Annotated in this window: 19 protein-coding genes; 1 reads left to right on the top strand and 18 read right to left on the bottom strand. The window is 46.0% G+C overall.

Annotated features, from left to right (window positions below):
* Nucleotides 1–58: 58 nt before the first annotated feature.
* The 18 genes from der to trmJ all read right to left on the bottom strand — a co-directional run bounded on the left by der (nt 59) and on the right by trmJ (nt 17,319).
* Nucleotides 59–1,555 carry a ribosome biogenesis GTPase Der gene (gene der, locus DBX26_RS02915; protein WP_014230944.1) on the bottom strand — a complete coding sequence of 499 codons (1,497 nt, stop codon included), beginning with the start codon at nt 1,553–1,555 and terminating at the stop codon, nt 59–61.
* Nucleotides 1,556–1,739: 184 nt separating this feature from the next.
* Entirely contained in the window at nt 1,740–2,900 is a 1,161-nt protein-coding gene (gene bamB, locus DBX26_RS02910) for an outer membrane protein assembly factor BamB (RefSeq protein ID WP_014230943.1), read from the bottom strand.
* 12 nt (nt 2,901–2,912) lie between these two features.
* On the bottom strand, nt 2,913–3,527 hold the full coding sequence (locus tag DBX26_RS02905; RefSeq protein ID WP_065296388.1) for a YfgM family protein: 615 nt from the start codon (nt 3,525–3,527) through the stop codon (nt 2,913–2,915).
* Nucleotides 3,528–3,651: 124 nt separating this feature from the next.
* Nucleotides 3,652–4,920: a histidine--tRNA ligase gene (gene hisS, locus DBX26_RS02900; RefSeq protein WP_014230941.1), complete on the bottom strand. Its 1,269-nt coding sequence runs from the start codon at nt 4,918–4,920 to the stop codon at nt 3,652–3,654.
* Nucleotides 4,921–4,946: 26 nt separating this feature from the next.
* A complete protein-coding gene (gene ispG, locus DBX26_RS02895; protein WP_118117790.1) occupies nt 4,947–6,065 on the bottom strand; it encodes a flavodoxin-dependent (E)-4-hydroxy-3-methylbut-2-enyl-diphosphate synthase in 1,119 nt (372 codons plus the stop codon).
* A gap of 6 nt (nt 6,066–6,071) precedes the next feature.
* Complete coding sequence (gene rodZ / locus DBX26_RS02890; protein ID WP_118117788.1) at nt 6,072–7,022, bottom strand: cytoskeleton protein RodZ; 951 nt, start codon at nt 7,020–7,022, stop codon at nt 6,072–6,074.
* A gap of 516 nt (nt 7,023–7,538) precedes the next feature.
* Entirely contained in the window at nt 7,539–8,666 is a 1,128-nt protein-coding gene (locus tag DBX26_RS02885) for a bifunctional tRNA (adenosine(37)-C2)-methyltransferase TrmG/ribosomal RNA large subunit methyltransferase RlmN (RefSeq protein ID WP_014230938.1), read from the bottom strand.
* A gap of 219 nt (nt 8,667–8,885) precedes the next feature.
* The gene (gene ndk / locus DBX26_RS02880) at nt 8,886–9,311 is read right to left on the bottom strand and encodes a nucleoside-diphosphate kinase (protein ID WP_014230937.1); all 426 of its coding nucleotides are present in this window, start codon (nt 9,309–9,311) and stop codon (nt 8,886–8,888) included.
* 88 nt (nt 9,312–9,399) lie between these two features.
* Nucleotides 9,400–10,698 carry an aminopeptidase PepB gene (gene pepB, locus DBX26_RS02875; protein WP_014230936.1) on the bottom strand — a complete coding sequence of 433 codons (1,299 nt, stop codon included), beginning with the start codon at nt 10,696–10,698 and terminating at the stop codon, nt 9,400–9,402.
* Between the two features lie 172 nt (nt 10,699–10,870).
* The gene (gene iscX, locus DBX26_RS02870; protein WP_005391546.1) at nt 10,871–11,065 is read right to left on the bottom strand and encodes a Fe-S cluster assembly protein IscX; all 195 of its coding nucleotides are present in this window, start codon (nt 11,063–11,065) and stop codon (nt 10,871–10,873) included.
* Nucleotides 11,066–11,108: 43 nt separating this feature from the next.
* Entirely contained in the window at nt 11,109–11,447 is a 339-nt protein-coding gene (fdx, locus tag DBX26_RS02865; protein ID WP_014230934.1) for an ISC system 2Fe-2S type ferredoxin, read from the bottom strand.
* Between the two features lie 13 nt (nt 11,448–11,460).
* A complete protein-coding gene (gene hscA, locus DBX26_RS02860) occupies nt 11,461–13,314 on the bottom strand; it encodes a Fe-S protein assembly chaperone HscA (protein ID WP_014230933.1) in 1,854 nt (617 codons plus the stop codon).
* A 21-nt stretch (nt 13,315–13,335) separates the two neighbouring features.
* Nucleotides 13,336–13,851 carry a co-chaperone HscB gene (gene hscB / locus DBX26_RS02855; protein WP_014230932.1) on the bottom strand — a complete coding sequence of 172 codons (516 nt, stop codon included), beginning with the start codon at nt 13,849–13,851 and terminating at the stop codon, nt 13,336–13,338.
* A 55-nt stretch (nt 13,852–13,906) separates the two neighbouring features.
* Nucleotides 13,907–14,233, bottom strand: coding sequence for an iron-sulfur cluster assembly protein IscA (gene iscA, locus DBX26_RS02850; RefSeq protein ID WP_014230931.1), 327 nt, complete (start codon nt 14,231–14,233; stop codon nt 13,907–13,909).
* A gap of 71 nt (nt 14,234–14,304) precedes the next feature.
* On the bottom strand, nt 14,305–14,688 hold the full coding sequence (iscU, locus tag DBX26_RS02845) for a Fe-S cluster assembly scaffold IscU (protein WP_014230930.1): 384 nt from the start codon (nt 14,686–14,688) through the stop codon (nt 14,305–14,307).
* A 36-nt stretch (nt 14,689–14,724) separates the two neighbouring features.
* On the bottom strand, nt 14,725–15,939 hold the full coding sequence (locus DBX26_RS02840; RefSeq protein WP_014230929.1) for an IscS subfamily cysteine desulfurase: 1,215 nt from the start codon (nt 15,937–15,939) through the stop codon (nt 14,725–14,727).
* A gap of 28 nt (nt 15,940–15,967) precedes the next feature.
* Nucleotides 15,968–16,474 (bottom strand): Fe-S cluster assembly transcriptional regulator IscR, encoded by a 507-nt coding sequence (gene iscR / locus DBX26_RS02835; protein ID WP_014230928.1) that lies wholly within the window; start codon nt 16,472–16,474, stop codon nt 15,968–15,970.
* 125 nt (nt 16,475–16,599) lie between these two features.
* Nucleotides 16,600–17,319: a tRNA (cytosine(32)/uridine(32)-2'-O)-methyltransferase TrmJ gene (trmJ, locus tag DBX26_RS02830; RefSeq protein WP_020333642.1), complete on the bottom strand. Its 720-nt coding sequence runs from the start codon at nt 17,317–17,319 to the stop codon at nt 16,600–16,602.
* Between the two features lie 231 nt (nt 17,320–17,550).
* Here trmJ and suhB point away from each other — a divergent pair, with 231 nt between their 5' ends.
* Nucleotides 17,551–18,354, top strand: a complete 804-nt coding sequence (suhB, locus tag DBX26_RS02825; RefSeq protein WP_014230926.1) for an inositol-1-monophosphatase — start codon at nt 17,551–17,553, stop codon at nt 18,352–18,354.
* Nucleotides 18,355–18,463 lie beyond the last annotated feature (109 nt).

Below are 18,463 nucleotides of genomic sequence, written 5' to 3'. Positions count from 1 at the left end.
TTCTGTGTTTTGAAGATAAAAAAATACCCAAGCAAAACTTGGGTATTTTTGAACTCGATTATTTGTTACGGTTTTTAACCGCAGACATCATACGCTTGCGCTTACGTTCCTGAGAAAGAGTAAGTTTGTTGGTACGGTTCTCAAATGGGTTCTCACTGTTCTGGAAGTTAATACGGATTGGTGTACCCATGATTTCCAGAGACTTGCGGAAATAGTTCATCAGATAGCGCTTGTACGAATCTGGTAGCTCACGAACCATATTACCGTGAATGACCACGATTGGTGGGTTATAACCACCAGCGTGCGCGTATTTCAATTTAATACGGCGACCGCGAATCATAGGTGGTTGGTGATCATCAACGGCCATTTTCATGATACGAGTCAGCACTGAAGTACCGACACGTGTCGTTGCCGATTTATAGGCTTCCTGAATTGACTCAAACAAGTGACCAACACCAGTACCGTGCAACGCTGAGATGAAGTGAATACGAGCGAAGTCTACAAAGCCCAGACGACGGTCTAGCTCTTTCTTCACGTTCTCTTTCACGTCGTTATCCAGACCATCCCACTTGTTTACAGCAAGTACGATAGAACGACCCGCGTTCAGAGCAAAACCAAGCAGGCTCAAGTCTTGATCCGAAATGTTTTCACGCGCGTCGATAACCAGCAGAACCACGTTGGCATCTTCTACAGCTTTCAACGTTTTAACTACTGAGAATTTCTCAACCGTTTCATTGATACGACCACGACGACGTACGCCCGCTGTATCAATAAGTACGTATTCACGACCATCACGTTCCATTGGAATGTAGATAGAGTCACGTGTGGTGCCTGGCATATCGTAAACAACAACACGCTCTTCACCCAAAATACGGTTGGTCAACGTTGATTTACCAACGTTTGGACGGCCAATGATTGCAAGCTTGATTGGCTGATCTTGCAAACGTTGAAACTCTTGTTCCGCTTCTTCTTCGCTGTACTCTTCTTCTAGGATTTCCGCATCTTCAAATTCAGTCAGATCTTCAATCTCACCTTCTTCTGACTCGCTGCCCAGCAAGTCATCAAAGAACGGCGCTAAAGCTCGTTCAAGAAGCGCAGTCACACCACGGCCATGAGCGGCAGCGATCTGGTACATGTCGTCGACACCCAACTGCCAGAAATCGGCACAAGCAGCATCGGCATCAATACCGTCAATTTTGTTTACTACCAGCATGGCTGGCTTTTCAATTTTACGCAGGTGCGCCGCAATCGCTTCATCAGAAGGCGTAAGACCAGCACGACCGTCAACTAGGAATAGCACAACGTCAGCTTCATCAATGGCCGCTAAAGACTGCTCGGCCATCTTTGTTTCAACGCCTTCTTCCGTACCATCAATACCACCAGTATCAATGACGATGAATTCGTGCTCTTCACCAAGTTTAGCTTGGCCATATTTACGGTCTCGCGTCAGGCCAGGAAAGTCCGCAACCAAAGCGTCACGAGTGCGTGTCAATCGGTTAAATAGTGTAGATTTACCTACATTCGGACGCCCGACTAGGGCCACAACAGGTACCATAACAACCTCTACAATAATCTTTCTTCTGTAGTTATAGGTAACGACTTGCCCAATGCCAAATCAAACCAGGTTTTACCTATAACCACGTCAGGAATAACTTTTAATAAATAAACAATAATTTCAAACAACAAAACGGCTCCTAACTGTCACCAGCCAGGAGCCGAATGTGAATTATATCACGATATTATTCGTTAATGGTTAGTTTCTTTACATCGCCGTTGCGAGTAGTAAGGACATAACCATCAGACAGCAACGTTGGACCAACAGCAAAACCACTGTCGTCAATATATTGCTGTGCTACGAATTCACCAGTTGAGCGATCCATCCAGTGCAGGTAACCCAATGTGTCACCAACAACCAGATAGTTACCTATCACAACCGGCGCCGTCAGTTGACGGTGCTCAAGCAAGCTGTTTTCCCACAACTCAGTGCCACTTCGCGCATCAACGGCAACAACATGATCTTTTTCAGTAATGACAAACAGACGGCTACCATCCGTTGCCATGTCATTCGCCGATGAGTAATTACGCTTCCAAATCGGGTTTGCAGAGCGTAAGTCAACCGCAACTAGCTGGCCATTAAAACCGATGGTGAAAAGAGTGCCGCCAAGTACGATTGGTGAAGCGTCAACGTCAACCAAACGGTCGATTTCCGTTGCACCTTTTGGCGTACCGATTGGTTGTTGCCAAATAAGCTGACCACGTTCCACAATCGCTGCTGCCAATCGGCCATTTGCCGTGCCCCAGAAAACACCACCACCAATCGCCACAGGTGTACTGTCACCACGTAGAGTCAGGTTAGGAACTTCAGTGCTCAATGCCCAGCGTTGCTCACCAGTGCTTTCGTTAAGAGCTACAAGCGTGCCTCGGCTGGTATTAATGATGATCAAACCAGAGTCAGCAACCGGCTTTGCGAGTACTTCTCCGCCGACCTTAACACGCCAGTTCACTTCACCAGTCTCTTGGGAAAGTGCAATAACATCACCGTTGTCAGAACCTATGTATAGGCTTCCGTAAGCGGCTGTGATACCTCCAGATAGACGAGCTACAACGCTCTCTTCTAGATCAACTTCCCAAAGCGGCTTGCCGTTTTCTGGATCCAGCGCTTTGACAACACCGTCACGACTTGCAACAAATAAAGTGCCGTTGGCATAAACTGGAGACAGTTTAGAGAAGTAATGACCAACGCCATCACCCACCGACGTGCTCCATTCTGTATGAGTCGTAAACTCACTATCGACTTGAGGTAGCGGCGCCATAACAATGGTATCTTCTTCACTCGCACAACCTGCGAGGATGCCCATCGTTAACGCGCCTAACAAGGCTTTTTTAAAGACTCTTTTCATCCAATGCGGTCCTTATTTCGCCAGATCGTCCAATTTCATTTGCAGTGTCGGGCTTGCATCTGTCGCTTGCTGCGCTTCAGTATAAGCGGCATAAGCGGCATCTTCGTCACCTTGACGAAGCGCGATATCACCTCGAAGCTCCGCAATACGACCATTCCATGCGGCATCGGTTACTTTGCTTAGTTCAGACGTTGCTGCATCAAAGTTACCCAGTTCCGCTTCAATACGAGCAATGCGGTAACTGATAAGTGGTGACAATGCTGCATCTTTAGTGCTGCTTTGTGCCCACTTTAGTTGCTCAAGCGCAGCAGAAAGATCCTGTGCTTCAACTTGTGATTTCGCGAGTTGCAGAGCGGCCAATACTGAATATTCTTTTACTTCGCTTGAATCGATGAATGCCTGAACTTCAGCCTGTGCATCAACACCTTTTTCTTGCAATGCACTAATCGCTGTTGTGTAGCTCTGTGAAGCTGCTTCACTCGCCTGAATCACTGAATCCTGGTAGTAACGCCAACCAAATAGACCACCTAAACCAACAACAGCACCGATGATGACGGCTTTACCGTTCTCTTTCCACCAGTCTTTAATGGCTTCAACTTGTTGTTCTTCAGTATCGTAAAGTTCCACTTCCTGTCCTCTTAAAACATGTAAATGGCAGCAAAGCTGCCATTGTTCCCATCTCGTTTAAAGGCTCCACATGTGGGAGCCTCAAATAACGAACCAGGATAAAATTACTAGCTTACTAAAAGACTTAAATCAGTGCTGCGATCTTTTCAGCAACTTCTGCTTGGTTGTAAGTGTGTTGCTCACCACCAGCCAAGTCTTTCAATACTACGGTGTTATCCGCAACTTCATTCTCACCCAGAACCAATGCTACTACAGCACCAACTTTATCTGCGCGTTTAAACTGTTTCTTGAAGTTACCGCCACCAAAGTGATTCATCACACGTACGCCAGGTACTTCTTCACGAAGCTGCTCGGCAAGTTTCATCCCTGCCATCATGGTACCTTCGCCCGCGGTCACAACGTATACGTCAACGCTACGACGTACTTCCGTTAACTCTAGTGTTTCCAGCATAAGCACTAAGCGCTCAAGGCCCATAGCAAAACCAACTGCTGGCGTTGCTTTACCACCTAGCTGTTCAACCAGACCGTCATAACGACCACCACCACATACTGTACCTTGTGCACCTAAGCTTTCAGTGATCCACTCGAAAACAGTACGGTTGTAGTAGTCCAGACCACGAACAAGACGTTCGTTAACAGTGTATTCGATGCCTGCAGCATCAAGAAGTTCACACAGACCTGCAAAATGTTGCTTAGATTCTTCGTCTAAGTGCTCAGAAAGACGAGGAGCGTCACCTAAAATAGCCTGAACATCAGGGTTTTTAGAATCAAGAACACGAAGAGGGTTAGTGTGCATACGACGTTTGCAATCGTCATCCAGTACATCGATATGTTGTTCCAGAAACGCCACTAAAGCTTCATTGTAGTTTGCACGAGCTTCAGGCGAACCAATAGAGTTCAGCTCAAGACGAACGTGCTTGTCGATGCTAAGTTCACGCCACAGACGAGCGGTCATCATAATAAGTTCAGCATCTACATCAGGTCCATTCAGGCCAAATACTTCCACGCCACATTGGTGGAACTGACGGTAACGACCTTTTTGAGGACGCTCGTGACGGAACATTGGACCCATGTACCAAACGCGTTGTTCTTGATTGTACAGTAGACCGTTTTCGATCCCAGCACGTACACAACCTGCAGTACCTTCCGGACGAAGCGTCAGGCTATCGCCATTGCGATCTTCGAACGTGTACATCTCTTTCGAAACCACGTCTGTCTCTTCGCCAACAGCGCGGCTGAACAGATGGGTCATCTCAACGATTGGCATGCGCATTTCGTTGTAACCGTACGCGCTAATTACATTTTTCACTGTGTTTTCTAGCTTTTGCCACAGCGGTGATTGAGTTGGGAGGCAGTCGTTCATGCCTCGAATTGCTTGAATTGTTTTTGCCACAATACTTACCGTAATTCTCGTTGAGATTAATCTTGTACTTTTACTTCGATGCGACTTTCGCTGTCCATCATAGACGCTTTCGCACGGATTTTAGCTTCTAGCTGATCCACAAGGTCGTTGTTATCAAAGCGCTCTTTCTGACGTTTACCATCTTCATAAAAAGCACTCTTCTTGTTACTACCCGCCAAGCCTAAATGAGAAACTTCCGCTTCACCAGGGCCATTGACGACACAACCGATAATCGAAACATCCATTGGGGTGATGATATCTTCTAAACGCTCTTCAAGTGCGTTCACAGTCCCGATAACATCAAATTCCTGACGAGAACAACTCGGACACGCAATGAAGTTGATTCCACGTGAGCGAATGCGTAGGGACTTCAGAATATCGAAACCAACTTTGATTTCTTCGACGGGATCTGCAGCAAGAGAGATACGCAAAGTATCGCCAATACCTTCAGCCAGCAGCATGCCCAAGCCTACAGAAGACTTCACGGCACCTGCACGTGCACCACCGGCTTCGGTAATGCCTAAGTGCAGTGGTTGGTCAATTTTCTTCGCTAACAGACGGTATGAATCTACCGCAAGGAAAACATCGGATGCTTTCACGCTCACTTTGAATTGATCAAAGTTAAGACGATCTAGGTGATCCACATGACGCATTGCCGACTCAACCAACGCTTCTGGCGTTGGTTCACCGTACTTCATCTGCAGATCTTTTTCTAAAGAACCACCGTTGACACCGATACGGATTGGAATGTTTTTGTCACGGGCACAATCAACTACGGCGCGAATACGCTCTTCGTTGCCGATGTTACCTGGGTTGATACGCAGACAGTCAACACCGTACTCTGCTACTTTAAGCGCAATACGATAATCGAAATGAATATCAGCAACCAACGGAACAGACACTTGCTGTTTGATCAGTTTGAAGGCTTCAGCTGCATCCATTGTAGGTACAGAAACACGGACGATGTCTGCGCCCACTTTTTCTAGTGCTCGGATTTGTGCGACTGTCGCTTCCACGTCAGTCGTGCGAGTGTTGGTCATTGACTGTACAGCAATTGGAGCACCATCACCAATTGGCACATCACCCACATAAATACGCGTCGATTTACGACGAATAATAGGAGATTCGTGTTGCATAATTTTTTATAACGGTAAAGTGAATCTAGCGACTTTGCCTGAAGTATACCCAGAAAGGTCGACAGGTTCACTCGCAAATGTCATTGTAACCCCTTCCGGTGCGCCCAAAATCACTTTAAATGGTGCTTTTCCGGTAAGTTCTACATCCTGACCTGGTTTATGGGTGCCGCTCACCAGAGTTTTGCCATTGGTATCTTTCACCTGAATCCAGCAGTCTGCTTTAAATGTCATAGTGAGAAGGCTCATTCCCTCCGGCACGATGATAGCTGGCTCTTCAACGACCTCAGCCTCTTCGAGCACTGCTACAGGCTCTTCAATATCTGTACTTGCCAGTTGATCACTAGGCAATACGTCCGTTGCTTCAGCAGAACTTAACGCTTCATCTGCTGCTACAGGCTGTTCAGCGGAAACTGTAATATCAGCGGGAGCGCTTGCGATTAATTCATCGGCACTCATCTGATCAATGTCCGCCAACTCTTGTGCGCTAGGCTCTGGCCCTTCTACACTGGAATCCGTCACAACCTGAGTCAGGCTATTATCTTGTTGGTTCTGCCACCACCAGGCAGCAGAGATCCCGGTAATCACAATGGCGATAACCCAGGTCAGGAACATAATGCGGCTGTTGTGCTTTTCATGCTTAGTTTTGCGAGAAAAGCTCTGCATTTCGATTTCTTGATCTTTCGGCTGGATATCGGCGGTTTGCTCTAGTGCTGTTAGTACTACTTTTTCATCAAGACCAACCACTTTGGCATACGAGCGCAAGTAACCACGAGTAAAGGTCGCTACTTGTTGTGATTCAAATCGATTGTTTTCAATATCTTCAATAACAGAAACGCGAAGTCTCAGGCGATCAGCAACTTGCTTTTGTGTCATTCCTAAAGATTCGCGTTTGTTTTTCAATAGTGTGCCCGCTTCAATGGAAAGCGGTACTTCATTTGTGTTTTCGTGTTCTGTCATAATGATGGTTTTTAGTCTGTTTTAGTGGCTAACACTGTTATTTATTTTCGTTGTTTTTCTTAAGACTCGCTTAAAGATAGCCAGCCTAATCGTGTTAACCAAAGTAATAATTTTAAGAAATTCTCTGAGCTTTGAATGTGAATACTCGCCCTGCCGATATCTGCAAAACGTATGAGAGAATAAGCCGAGATTTCCCGATGCTGTCGTAAATGCTATACAATATGATAAGACAATGTATAACAAAGACAAAAACTCTTTCCACTCAAACTAACAGATTGCTCAAGCTTTTGTCCAAACTTTGACACTGTAATTGGAAATTATACGCAATTCCACTCTAAGCACAGGGTTATGATGCGAAACAACCTTCAGTAACCGCCTCAGCATCGTTATTTTCCCACTATCAATGTAGTTGAAAAAACTATGCATCACCTCTCATGACAGCCATTTGCTTATCGCAATCTCTCTAAACAAAATAGCCAGAGCAAAAGGCTCTGGCTATTTTAAAATTCACACAGCTTATACTGCTTTGACTTCAATGGTATCCGCGCCACGTGCCGCTTTTAACGCAGCGGTACGCTTGGTACGGTCAATAACGTCACCAACAAGCTGACCACATGCCGCATCGATATCGTCACCACGAGTCTTACGAATGGTAACAGTATGCTCGTACTGCATCAGAGTCTTTTGGAAGCGGTCAATACGAGAGTTGCTTGGCTTCTTATACGGTGAACCTGGGTACGGGTTAAACGGAATCAAGTTGATCTTACATGGCGTGTCTTTCATCAGTTCAGCAAGCTCACGCGCGTGGTCCATGTCGTCATTGACATGATCAAGCAATACGTATTCTACCGTCACTTTGCCACGGTTCGCGTTAGACGAAGCGATGTAACGACGCACAGAGGCTAAGAAATCTTGAATATCCCAACGATCGTTGATTGGCATGATTTCACTGCGCAACTTATCGTTCGGCGCATGAAGAGAGATTGCCAATGCAACATCGATTTTACCTGTCATCTGATCAAGACCAGATACAACACCCGATGTCGATACCGTCACACGGCGCTTAGATAAACCGAAGCCTAAGTCATCCAACATGATTTCCAGCGCAGGGATCAAGTTCTTCATGTTCAGAAGAGGCTCGCCCATGCCCATCATTACCACGTTGGTAATTGGACGACGTCCTGTTTCCTTCTCAAGGCCAACTTCACGTGCAGCACGCCACACCTGACCAATGATTTCAGACACTTTAAGGTTACGGTTAAAGCCTTGTTGAGCCGTTGAACAGAACTTACATTCCAGTGCACAACCAACCTGAGAAGACACACACAATGTAGCGCGATCATCTTCAGGGATGTAAACCGTTTCTACGTCTTGATCGCCAACCTTCATAGCCCATTTAATAGTGCCATCAGAAGAGTGTTGCGCTTCAGCTACAGTTGGTGCTTTGATTTCACACTTGTGCTGCAGTTTTTCACGTAGTTTCTTGTTGATGTTCGTCATGTTGTCGAAGTCATCAACACCGAAATGGTAGATCCACTTCATAACCTGATCAGCACGAAACGCTTTCTCGCCTAGTTCTTCCGCGAAAAATTGACGCATGCCTTTGCGATCAAAGTCGAGTAGATTAATTTTTTCAGTAGTCATGTTGCCTCTCAATGACTGAAACAAGAATAAGGGCGCGAATTGTACAGCCTTTATGCAGCTACAACAAGGGGTCTAAAACCCTGAGTTTGCTAAGGCATTAAAATTATTCTGATTAAAATTTAAACAACTTTACTGTTGGAGCGAGTCTTCCTTCATAAACTAAAAAGCCCCGGAATTATCCGAGGCTTACTATCTTTACGAGCACAGGTTAATCCAAGATTAACGTGGGCAAATCTCCGACTCAGGGAAGAAGAACTCGATCTCACGAGCCGCCGACTCAGGGCTATCAGAGCCATGTACTGAGTTGTGGCGCATGCTTAGCGCGTAATCACAACGAAGTGTGCCAGCAGCCGCTTCTTCTGGGTTAGTTTTGCCCATCAGTTCACGGTAACGTGCAATTGCATTTTCGCCTTCTAGAACCTGAACCATAATAGGACCAGAGGTCATAAACTCTTTCAGAGGAGGGAAAAATTCTTTGCCTTCATGTTCTGCGTAAAAACCGCTCGCCTGCTCTTCAGTCAGATGAACCATCTTTGCAGCCACAATACGCAGACCCGCTTTTTCAATACGGTTGTAGATTTCACCGATTAGATTTCGTTCCACAGCGTCAGGCTTAACAATTGAAAACGTTCTTTCTAGAGCCATAAAGTTTCCTTTTTTGTACTTGTAATAATAGTTTTGTATCAAAGTGACTGATTAATGCGGCATCGGAAAGCCCAATGCCGCACATTAATTACTTGTCAGCTTGCTCGTTAAGAAGGCGAGCAAGAGTGCGAACACCCATACCAGTTGCACCAGCAGCCCATTTTTCAGACGCTGATTTGCGGTACGTACCCGCGCAGTCAAAGTGCAGCCAGCCTTTCTTGTAATCTTCAACAAAGTAAGACAGGAATGCCGCAGCGGTACTTGCGCCAGGTGAGTAATCACCAGAGCTGATGTTTGATAAATCCGCGAAGTTTGATGGCAGCATACCACGGTGGAAATCAGCCAGAGGCAGTGGCCATAAGCCTTCTTTCTCTTGATTTGCCGCCGTCAGAGCTTGATGAGACAGCTCGTCATCAAAACTCATTAGCGCGTGGTAATCATTACCCAGTGCGTTTTTCGCCGCGCCAGTCAATGTTGCGCAGTCAATAATTAGTTCAGGGTTCTGCTCGCTTGCGTAGATTAGACCATCCGCCAACACCAAACGACCTTCCGCATCGGTATTCATGATCTCAACGGTTTTACCATTTTTGTAGGTAATGATGTCACCCAGTTTAAGGGCACGACCTGATACCATGTTTTCCGCACAGCAAAGGATCAGTTTCACACGTTTATTCAAACCACGCAGAATCGCTAGGCCTAAACCACCGGTGATGGTACCAGAGCCGCCCATATCCGCTTTCATTGCGCTCATAAAGTTAGAAGGCTTCAGGCTGTAGCCGCCCGAATCAAAAGTGATGCCTTTACCAACTAAACATGCGAATACTGGTGCGTTTTCATCGCCAGTTGGGTTGTAGTCCAACTGTAGCATTGCAGAAGTGCGCTCAGAGCCACGGCCAACGGCATAAATACCTTCCCAGCCTTCTGCTAGAAGATCTTTGTCTTTAACGATACGTGCGGTAACGGTGCCTTCTGGCGCGACAGATTTAATAAATTCCGCCGCCATGGTCGCAAGTTGACGAGGTGCAACCTCTTCGGCTGTTTTGTTGATGATATCGCGAGTGAAATCAGTAGCGGTAATACGCCCCTGAAGTTCAGCTTGATCGTCTTCAGATAAAGCAACCCACTCTAGAGAGCCGTGTTTTTTCGGGTTACGGTAGCCTTGATGGAAAGCCCAGATACTCTCCAGATCCCAGTTGTCACCAGAAAGTAGAATCGAATGAATTCCCTGACCATCAAGCTGACGAGCTGCGCGTTGAATTGCACCAAGATCATGGCCTTCACCTAAATGAATAGTCGCGCCAGTCTCGGCGAACGAAAGCAGGGCCTTTTCACCCCAATGTGGAGCTGCAGAATCTTGGCTTAAAAATACAGACATCTGTGTAGACATGGTTTCTCCTTGTCTTATAACGGCGTTGCCTACGCCGCTTGTTTTTTAGTAACTCACGGATGTTAGCATTATGTAGGGCAAAAATGTCAAAATGATAAAAAAACGGACCGAAGGGTCCGCTTTTTTTAGTAAAATTTGTTAACTCGGCTGCGTTTTACCGCCGAATTGAGCATCAGTCAGCTTCATCCATCCAGCACATAATAACGGCTTCCAGAATCTTTTCGTTGCAATGGTTTGGGTCATCCTCAAACTCATCCAGCTCCATGATCCATTGATGAAGGTCGGTAAAACGTACGGTTTGTGGGTCCACATCTGGAAACTTGTCACAAAGCTCAATCGCGATATCGCGAGAATCTGTCCATTTCATGCTCATCTTCCTTTTCTTTCCCTTATAACTTAAGGGATAGTTTTTAGTGATCTTCTGACGCGTGGTTTAGCGTGTATTTAGGAATCTCTACAACTAAGTCTTCATCCGCAATTCTCGCCTGACAACCAAGACGAGATTCAGGCTCAAGACCCCATGCTTTATCTAGCATGTCATCTTCTAGCTCTTCACTCTCTTCAAGAGAATCAAAACCTTCACGAATGATCACGTGGCAAGTGGTACAAGCACAGGATTTTTCACACGCGTGTTCAATACCGATACCATTCTTTAACGCTACGTCTAGAACCGTTTCACCAGTATTAGCTTCCAGCACAGCACCCTCTGGGCACAAATCTTCGTGTGGTAATACAATAATCTTAGGCATAACTACTTATCTCTTATATATCGTCTACTGATTGACCTGACAACGCAGCTCGAATCGATTTATCCATACGACGCGATGCAAAGTCTTGGCTCGCTTTATCGGTGTCTTTAATGCCCTGCTCTATCGCATCAGCACTATCACCATTGCGCAGCTCAATCAGTGCTTCAATGGCTTTTATTAGATCTTGTTTCTCTTGCTCTGATAGTAGTTCATCACCATCAGCTTGCATTGCAGCGATCAGACCTTCAATAACGCGGTCAGCTTCGACGCGCTGCTCTGCTAACGCACGTGCTTGCATGTCTTCTTTCGCATGACTCATTGAGTCTCGCAACATGTTAGCCACTTCTGTGTCGCTCAAGCCGTATGAAGGCTTCACTTGAATTTCAGATTGTACACCAGTGCTCTTTTCCATTGCCGTAACAGAAAGAAGGCCATCGGCGTCGACTTGGTAGGTTACACGGATGTGCGCCGCACCTGCCGCCATTGGTGGAATGCCCTTAAGCGAGAAACGAGCCAGTGAACGACAATCATCAACCATTTCACGCTCACCTTGCACAACATGCACACTCATTGCCGTTTGACCGTCTTTGAATGTGGTAAATTCTTGTGCGCGTGCAACAGGAATCGTGGTGTTGCGAGGAATGATTTTTTCAACCAAACCGCCCATGGTTTCAATGCCCAATGACAATGGAATCACGTCCAGCAGCAGCATTTCAGAATCTGGCTTGTTACCTGCCAAAATATCCGCTTGAATACCTGCGCCAATTGCGACTACTTCATCCGGGTTAATGCTTGTCAGAGGTGTACGGCCAAAGAATTCGCCAACCATATCGCGAACCAATAGGGTACGAGTTGAACCACCAACCATGACTACTTCAAGTACTTCGTCGGCATCAACGTCAGCATCTTTCAGTGCACGGCGGCAAGACATGAGTGTCTTCTTCACTAGCGGACGGATCAGCTCTTCGAATTGCTCACGAGTCACTGTACCTTTCCAGCCAAATACATCAACTTCTACGCTGTCTTGCTCGGAAAATGCAATTTTAGTTGCGGTTGCGATGTTCAGCAGTGTGCGGTTTTTCTCTGCAGAAAGAGGCGCTTCAAGACCAGCTTGCTCCATTAGGAAGTCAGCAAACAGATGGTCAAAGTCATCACCGCCTAGCGCTGAATCACCACCAGTTGCCAATACTTCAAAGACACCTTTAGACAGACGCAGGATAGAGATATCAAAGGTACCACCACCCAAATCGTAAACCGCAATCACGCCTTCCTGACCCGAGTCGAGACCGTAGGCGATTGCTGCTGCGGTTGGTTCGTTAAGAAGACGAAGAACGTGCAGACCAGCCAATTTAGCGGCATCTTTGGTACCCGCGCGCTGCGCATCATCAAAGTATGCTGGCACTGTGATCACCACGCCAGCAAGTTCACCGCCTAATGATTCTTCAGCACGTTTACCAAGAACTTTTAGGATATCAGCAGAGACTTCAATCGGGTTTTTATCACCTTGAGGCGTTTGTAGAACTGGTAGACCGTTATCGCTCTCTTTAAACTGGTAAGGTAACGACGGGTAACGAGATTGAATGTCTTTCAATGAACGGCCGATTAAACGTTTTACCGAGATAATGGTATTTTCTGGTTCAAACTCTGCCTTCGATTTTGCGTCATCACCTACGATGGTCGCTTCTGCTGAGTAGTTCACCACGGACGGCAGAATGCTGCGGCCCTGCTCATCCTGTAAAGTCGTTGCATCGCCACTGCGCACGGAAGCAACCAATGAGTTGGTCGTGCCTAAGTCGATACCTGCAGCTAACTTATGCTCATGAGGTGCCGAGCTTTGGCCCGGTTCTGCGATTTGAAGTAGTGCCATGATTGGTCCTTGTCACACTAACTAGCCGAGGAGTCTCTCTTCAGCCAGCTCAATTTCGTTCTTTAGTTTGGCAATGAATTTCAGCTTACGGACGCGGTCTGCGGCTTCTGCCCAAAGACCGTCATTGAGCTCTTGCTCGACGCTTGCCAAATGCTGTTTGTACATTTTGCTGACCTTAGAATCGAAGTCAAAGAGCGCTGATTCAGGATCAGAGCCGCCAGCAATATCTTCCAGTTCTTCACGCAGTTCCATTTGCTCCATTAAGAACATAGGATCTTGCATGGTTTGTTGTTCGCCACGAATTTCCGTACCCTGCTCAGCCAAGATGTACTCCGCTCGAGAAATTGGGTTTTTCAGGACTTGGTACGCATCGTTAATCTGCGCCGCTTTTTGCACGGCCATCAAGCGATCACGCTCAGACGCAGTAGCAAAGTTATCCGGGTGGAAACGTTTTTGTAGTTCTCGGAACTGAGAAGAAAGAAGGCTACCATCCAGCTTAAACTGACTTGGTAGCCCAAATAATTCAAAGTGATTCATTAAGTTCGGGTCCTAGTAAAGCCTTCCGGACTCGTTTGCCCAGAAGGACAATCAATTAGACGTTGAAGCTTTCACCACAACCACATTCACTTTTCGCGTTAGGGTTGTTGAACTCAAAACCTTCATTCAACCCTTCTTTCACGTAATCCAATTCGGTACCGTCTAGGTACACTAAGCTCTTTTTGTCGATGATGATCTTTACCCCTGAGAGGTCAAATACTTCATCTTCTTCAGCATTAAGCTCGTCAACAAACTCAAGCACATACGCCATACCGGAACAACCAGTCGTCTTCACTCCAAGACGTAAACCGATACCTTTACCTCGGTTATCCAGGAATGCTTTTACGCGACTTGCCGCTGTTTCTGTCATTGTGATGGCCATACTGCACCTTAGTCTGTCTAAATTTCGATTGGAATGGGAGCGTTAAAGGCTCCCATTATATTACGGAATAATTATTGTTGGTGTTTTTTCTTGTAGTCTGCAACCGCTGCTTTGATTGCATCTTCAGCAAGAATTGAACAGTGAACTTTCACAGGTGGAAGTTCTAGCTCTTCTGCAATTTCAGAGTTTTTGATTGCAGCTGCTTCATCAACAGACTTACCTTTAACCCATTCAGTTACTAGTGAGCTTGATGCGATTGCACTACCACAACCGTATGTTTTGAACTTCGCATCTTCAATGATACCTTCTGGTGTCACTTTGATTTGCAGTTTCATCACGTCACCACAAGCTGGAGCGCCAACCATGCCGCTACCTACTGATGGGTCTTCTTTGTCAAATGAACCAACGTTACGTGGGTTCTCGTAGTGATCAATTACTTTTTCGCTGTATGCCATGATAAATTACCTCGAATCCTCTATCTATCCCTGAGATTAATGGTGAGCCCATTCAACTGTGCTCAAATCAACCCCTTCCTTGTACATATCCCATAGAGGAGACATGTCGCGTAGCTTAGTCACTGCAACGCGGATCTGTTCAATTGCGTAATCAATTTCTTCTTCCGTCGTGAAACGACCGAATGAGAAACGAACCGAGCTGTGAGCCAATTCGTCGTCCATGCCCAGGGCACGTAGAACGTAAGATGGCTCTAGACTCGCAGAAGTACAAGCACTACCAGAAGATACCGCTAGATCTTTTAGCGACATAAGCAGTGATTCACCTTCTACGAAAGCAAAACTGATGTTCAGGTTTTGTGGTACACGTTGCTCTAGGTCGCCGTTCACAGTCACAGCTTCTAGATCTTTCACACCATTCAGAAGACGGTTGCGAAGTGCAAGTGCGTGATCGTAGTCTTTCTGCATTTCTTCTTTTGCAATGCGGAAAGCTTCACCCATACCAACAATTTGGTGAGTCGCAAGTGTACCAGAGCGGAAACCACGCTCGTGACCACCACCGTGCATTTGCGCTTCAAGGCGAATACGTGGCTTACGACGTACGTAAAGCGCACCAATACCTTTAGGGCCGTAAATTTTGTGAGCTGATAGTGAAATCAAATCAACTTTCATTTCTTGAACGTCGATTGGCAATTTACCAGCAGATTGAGCCGCATCGACGTGGAATACGATTTTACGCTCACGACATAGCTCACCGATGGTAGTGATGTCTTGAATAACGCCGATTTCGTTGTTCACGTGCATGATAGAAACCAGTACGGTGTCATCACGCATTGCTGCTTTAAGTTTTTCTAGATCGATTAGGCCGTTTGATTCTGGCTCTAGGTAAGTCACTTCAAAACCTTCGCGCTCTAGTTGACGACATGGGTCAAGAACGGCTTTGTGTTCTGTTTTACAAGTGATTACGTGCTTACCCTTTTTAGAGTAAAAGTGAGCTGCACCTTTGATTGCAAGGTTATCAGACTCAGTCGCACCAGATGTGAATACGATTTCGCGTGGATCTGCATTTAGAAGGTCAGCAATTTGCTCACGAGCAGTATCCACTGCTTCTTCTGCCTGCCAGCCGTAACGGTGCGAACGAGACGCTGGGTTGCCAAATGTGCCATCCATTGTCATGTACTGAACCATTTTTTCAGCAACACGTGGATCAACTGGACATGTAGCGGAATAATCAAGATAAATCGGCAGTTTCATTCTCTACTCCAATGTAAAATGCTGACCGCTAAGAGCGGACGTTGATACCGATGGGCGCGGTAGTTGTATTTTTGTTGGAAAGCCCATTAGTCACCGCCAGATCAATATCCTGACGATCAGAAATTTCTAGTACTTCGTTGTCTTTCATCAACTCGCCGAGCGTGATGTTATTCAAGAAGTCACTGATACGAGAGCTTAAGTCACGCCAAAGTGTATGAGTAAGGCAACGAGTACCGCCTTGGCAGTCTCCTTTACCTTGGCATTTAGTTGCATCGACTGACTCATCTACAGCTGCAATCACAGTACCAATTGCGATGTCGTTTGCGTCAGTACCAAGTCGATAACCACCACCAGGACCGCGAACACTGGCAACAAGGCCCGCTTTACGCAATTTCGAAAACAGCTGCTCTAAGTAAGAGAGCGAGATCCCCTGACGTTCTGAAATATCAGCAAGAGGTACAGGGTTTTGTTGCGAATGCAGTGCCACATCCAGCATGGCTGTCACCGCATATCTTCCTTTAGATGTAAGTTTCATACCACACCGTATCCACATGGTTTGTAATGATTATGATTTTTCCATACCCGAGTGTTTTAGTCAAGTATTTATCTGACCATTTTACTCAGGTATTTACCCTTACACTATAGGTGGCTATTTTTTACTCAGCGCTTCTTCTCTATTGAGGTCAGGATGCCTCGAAGAATATTAAGCTCTTGAGCTTCAGGTCGAGCTCGATTGAACAAGCGACGCAGTTTATTCATCACCTGCCCCGGCTGTTCTTTACTAATAAACTGGGTTTCCACGATCACCTTTTCAAGGTGTTCAAAGAACATTTCTAGTTCTTTATGACGTGGGTACTCTTCTTGCTCAGCCGGAGAAAACTGACTTTTTTCCAGATTAAGATGAGCAACGCGAACTTCATAGCTGAGGGTTTGCACCGCCATAGCTAAGTTCAAGGAACTGTATTCCGGATTAGCTGGAATGCAAACATGATAGTGACATTTCTGTAACTCTTCGTTGGTCAAGCCTGTTCTCTCACGCCCAAATACCAGCGCTACTGGGTGCTTTTGACCTTCAATAGCGAACATCTCACCACACTCTCGCGGCTCCAACATTGGCCACTCTAAGGTACGTGAGCGCGCACTTGATCCTACGACCAGTCCACAATCTTGAACGGCTTCATCCAGCGAGCTGACAATCGTCGCATTTTGAGCGATATCACCGGCTCCGGCCGCTAACGCCAACGCTTGTTCATCCACTTCACATTGTGGATCAACCAATACAAGCTGGCTTAACCCCATGACTTTCATTGCACGGGCTGCAGAGCCAATATTGCCTGAATGAGAGGTACCTACGAGTACGATTTTTACTTGATCCAACATCTGTGTTTGCTACCTAATTAAAAACCGCAGGATATTAACATAATTTTTTAACACACCCTAGGGCGAAGCCGTGCCCTATTCGCATTCTCGTTAATTGATGTCGTATACCAAACAATAACAACTCTTCCCTGTTGCTTTTTAGCGCAAAAAATAACCACTTCCTTTTTCGTTTATCTTTGGTATACTCGCCGCCGCTTTTATTCGTTCTTTAACATCCGTTGGGAAATTCGTATGCATCCAATGCTAAACATTGCTATTCGCGCTGCGCGAAAGGCAGGCAATCATATTGCTAAATCATTAGAAAACACAGATAAAGTAGAATCTACACTTAAAGGCACTAATGACTTTGTCACTAACGTAGACAAAGAAGCAGAATACATCATCATCGATACAATCAAGCAGTCTTACCCTGAGCACTGTATCGTTGCTGAAGAACAAGGTCTTATCGAAGGTAAAGATAAAGACGTACAATGGATCATCGACCCACTGGATGGCACTAATAACTTTGTAAAAGGTTACCCACACTTCGCTGTTTCTATTGCAGTTCGTATCAAAGGCAAAACTGAAGTTGCTTGTGTATACGATCCAATGCAAAACGAGCTATTCACGGCTCAACGCGGTGCTGGTGCACAGCTAAACAGCGCACGTATCCGTGTTACTCCGCTAAAAGACCTTCAAGGTACTGTTTTAGCAACTGGTTTCCCATTCAAGCAGAAGCAACACTCTGAGTCTTTCATCAAGATCATTGGCTCTCTATTCACTGAGTGTTCTGATTTCCGTCGTAGCGGCTCTGCTGCACTTGACCTATGTTACGTGGCTGCTGGCCGTGTTGATGGTTACTTCGAGCTAGGTCTAAAACCTTGGGATATGGCTGCTGGTGAGCTTATTGCTCGTGAAGCTGGTGCAATCCTAACTGACTTCTCTGGCGGTACTGACTACATGAAGTCTGGCAACATTGTTGCTTCTAGCGCTCGTGGCGTGAAATCTATCCTTAAGCACATTCGCGAAAACGGTAACAGCGCGATCCTTAAGTAATAGATTTTGAAGTCATACTAGCCCGTCACGCTGATGACTTTGAATAGCCCTGCTCTTTGAGCGGGGCTTTTTTATACCTGAATATCACTATTTAGGGCTGGCCATCTAA

Source organism: Vibrio sp. dhg, assembly GCF_003443775.1.
Classification (GTDB): Bacteria; Pseudomonadota; Gammaproteobacteria; order Enterobacterales; family Vibrionaceae; genus Vibrio; species Vibrio natriegens.
Note: the sequence above shows the minus strand (reverse complement) of the source record. Positions and strands in the feature narration are given on the sequence as shown.

Excerpts from the sequence above, each read along its gene's own strand:
- ndk (WP_014230937.1), bottom strand. The coding sequence starts at position 9,311 with ATGGCTCTAGAAAGAACGTTTTCAATTGTTAAGCCTGACGCTGTGGAA.
- bamB (WP_014230943.1), bottom strand. The coding sequence starts at position 2,900 with ATGAAAAGAGTCTTTAAAAAAGCCTTGTTAGGCGCGTTAACGATGGGC.
- ispG (WP_118117790.1), bottom strand. The coding sequence starts at position 6,065 with ATGCAACACGAATCTCCTATTATTCGTCGTAAATCGACGCGTATTTAT.
- iscA (WP_014230931.1), bottom strand. The coding sequence starts at position 14,233 with ATGGCCATCACAATGACAGAAACAGCGGCAAGTCGCGTAAAAGCATTC.
- suhB (WP_014230926.1), top strand. The coding sequence starts at position 17,551 with ATGCATCCAATGCTAAACATTGCTATTCGCGCTGCGCGAAAGGCAGGC.
- DBX26_RS02885 (WP_014230938.1), bottom strand. The coding sequence starts at position 8,666 with ATGACTACTGAAAAAATTAATCTACTCGACTTTGATCGCAAAGGCATG.
- DBX26_RS02840 (WP_014230929.1), bottom strand. The coding sequence starts at position 15,939 with ATGAAACTGCCGATTTATCTTGATTATTCCGCTACATGTCCAGTTGAT.
- hscA (WP_014230933.1), bottom strand. The coding sequence starts at position 13,314 with ATGGCACTACTTCAAATCGCAGAACCGGGCCAAAGCTCGGCACCTCAT.
- iscR (WP_014230928.1), bottom strand. The coding sequence starts at position 16,474 with ATGAAACTTACATCTAAAGGAAGATATGCGGTGACAGCCATGCTGGAT.
- fdx (WP_014230934.1), bottom strand. The coding sequence starts at position 11,447 with ATGCCTAAGATTATTGTATTACCACACGAAGATTTGTGCCCAGAGGGT.
- hscB (WP_014230932.1), bottom strand. The coding sequence starts at position 13,851 with ATGAATCACTTTGAATTATTTGGGCTACCAAGTCAGTTTAAGCTGGAT.
- iscX (WP_005391546.1), bottom strand. The coding sequence starts at position 11,065 with ATGAAATGGACAGATTCTCGCGATATCGCGATTGAGCTTTGTGACAAG.
- trmJ (WP_020333642.1), bottom strand. The coding sequence starts at position 17,319 with ATGTTGGATCAAGTAAAAATCGTACTCGTAGGTACCTCTCATTCAGGC.
- pepB (WP_014230936.1), bottom strand. The coding sequence starts at position 10,698 with ATGTCTACACAGATGTCTGTATTTTTAAGCCAAGATTCTGCAGCTCCA.
- rodZ (WP_118117788.1), bottom strand. The coding sequence starts at position 7,022 with ATGACAGAACACGAAAACACAAATGAAGTACCGCTTTCCATTGAAGCG.
- der (WP_014230944.1), bottom strand. The coding sequence starts at position 1,555 with ATGGTACCTGTTGTGGCCCTAGTCGGGCGTCCGAATGTAGGTAAATCT.
- iscU (WP_014230930.1), bottom strand. The coding sequence starts at position 14,688 with ATGGCATACAGCGAAAAAGTAATTGATCACTACGAGAACCCACGTAAC.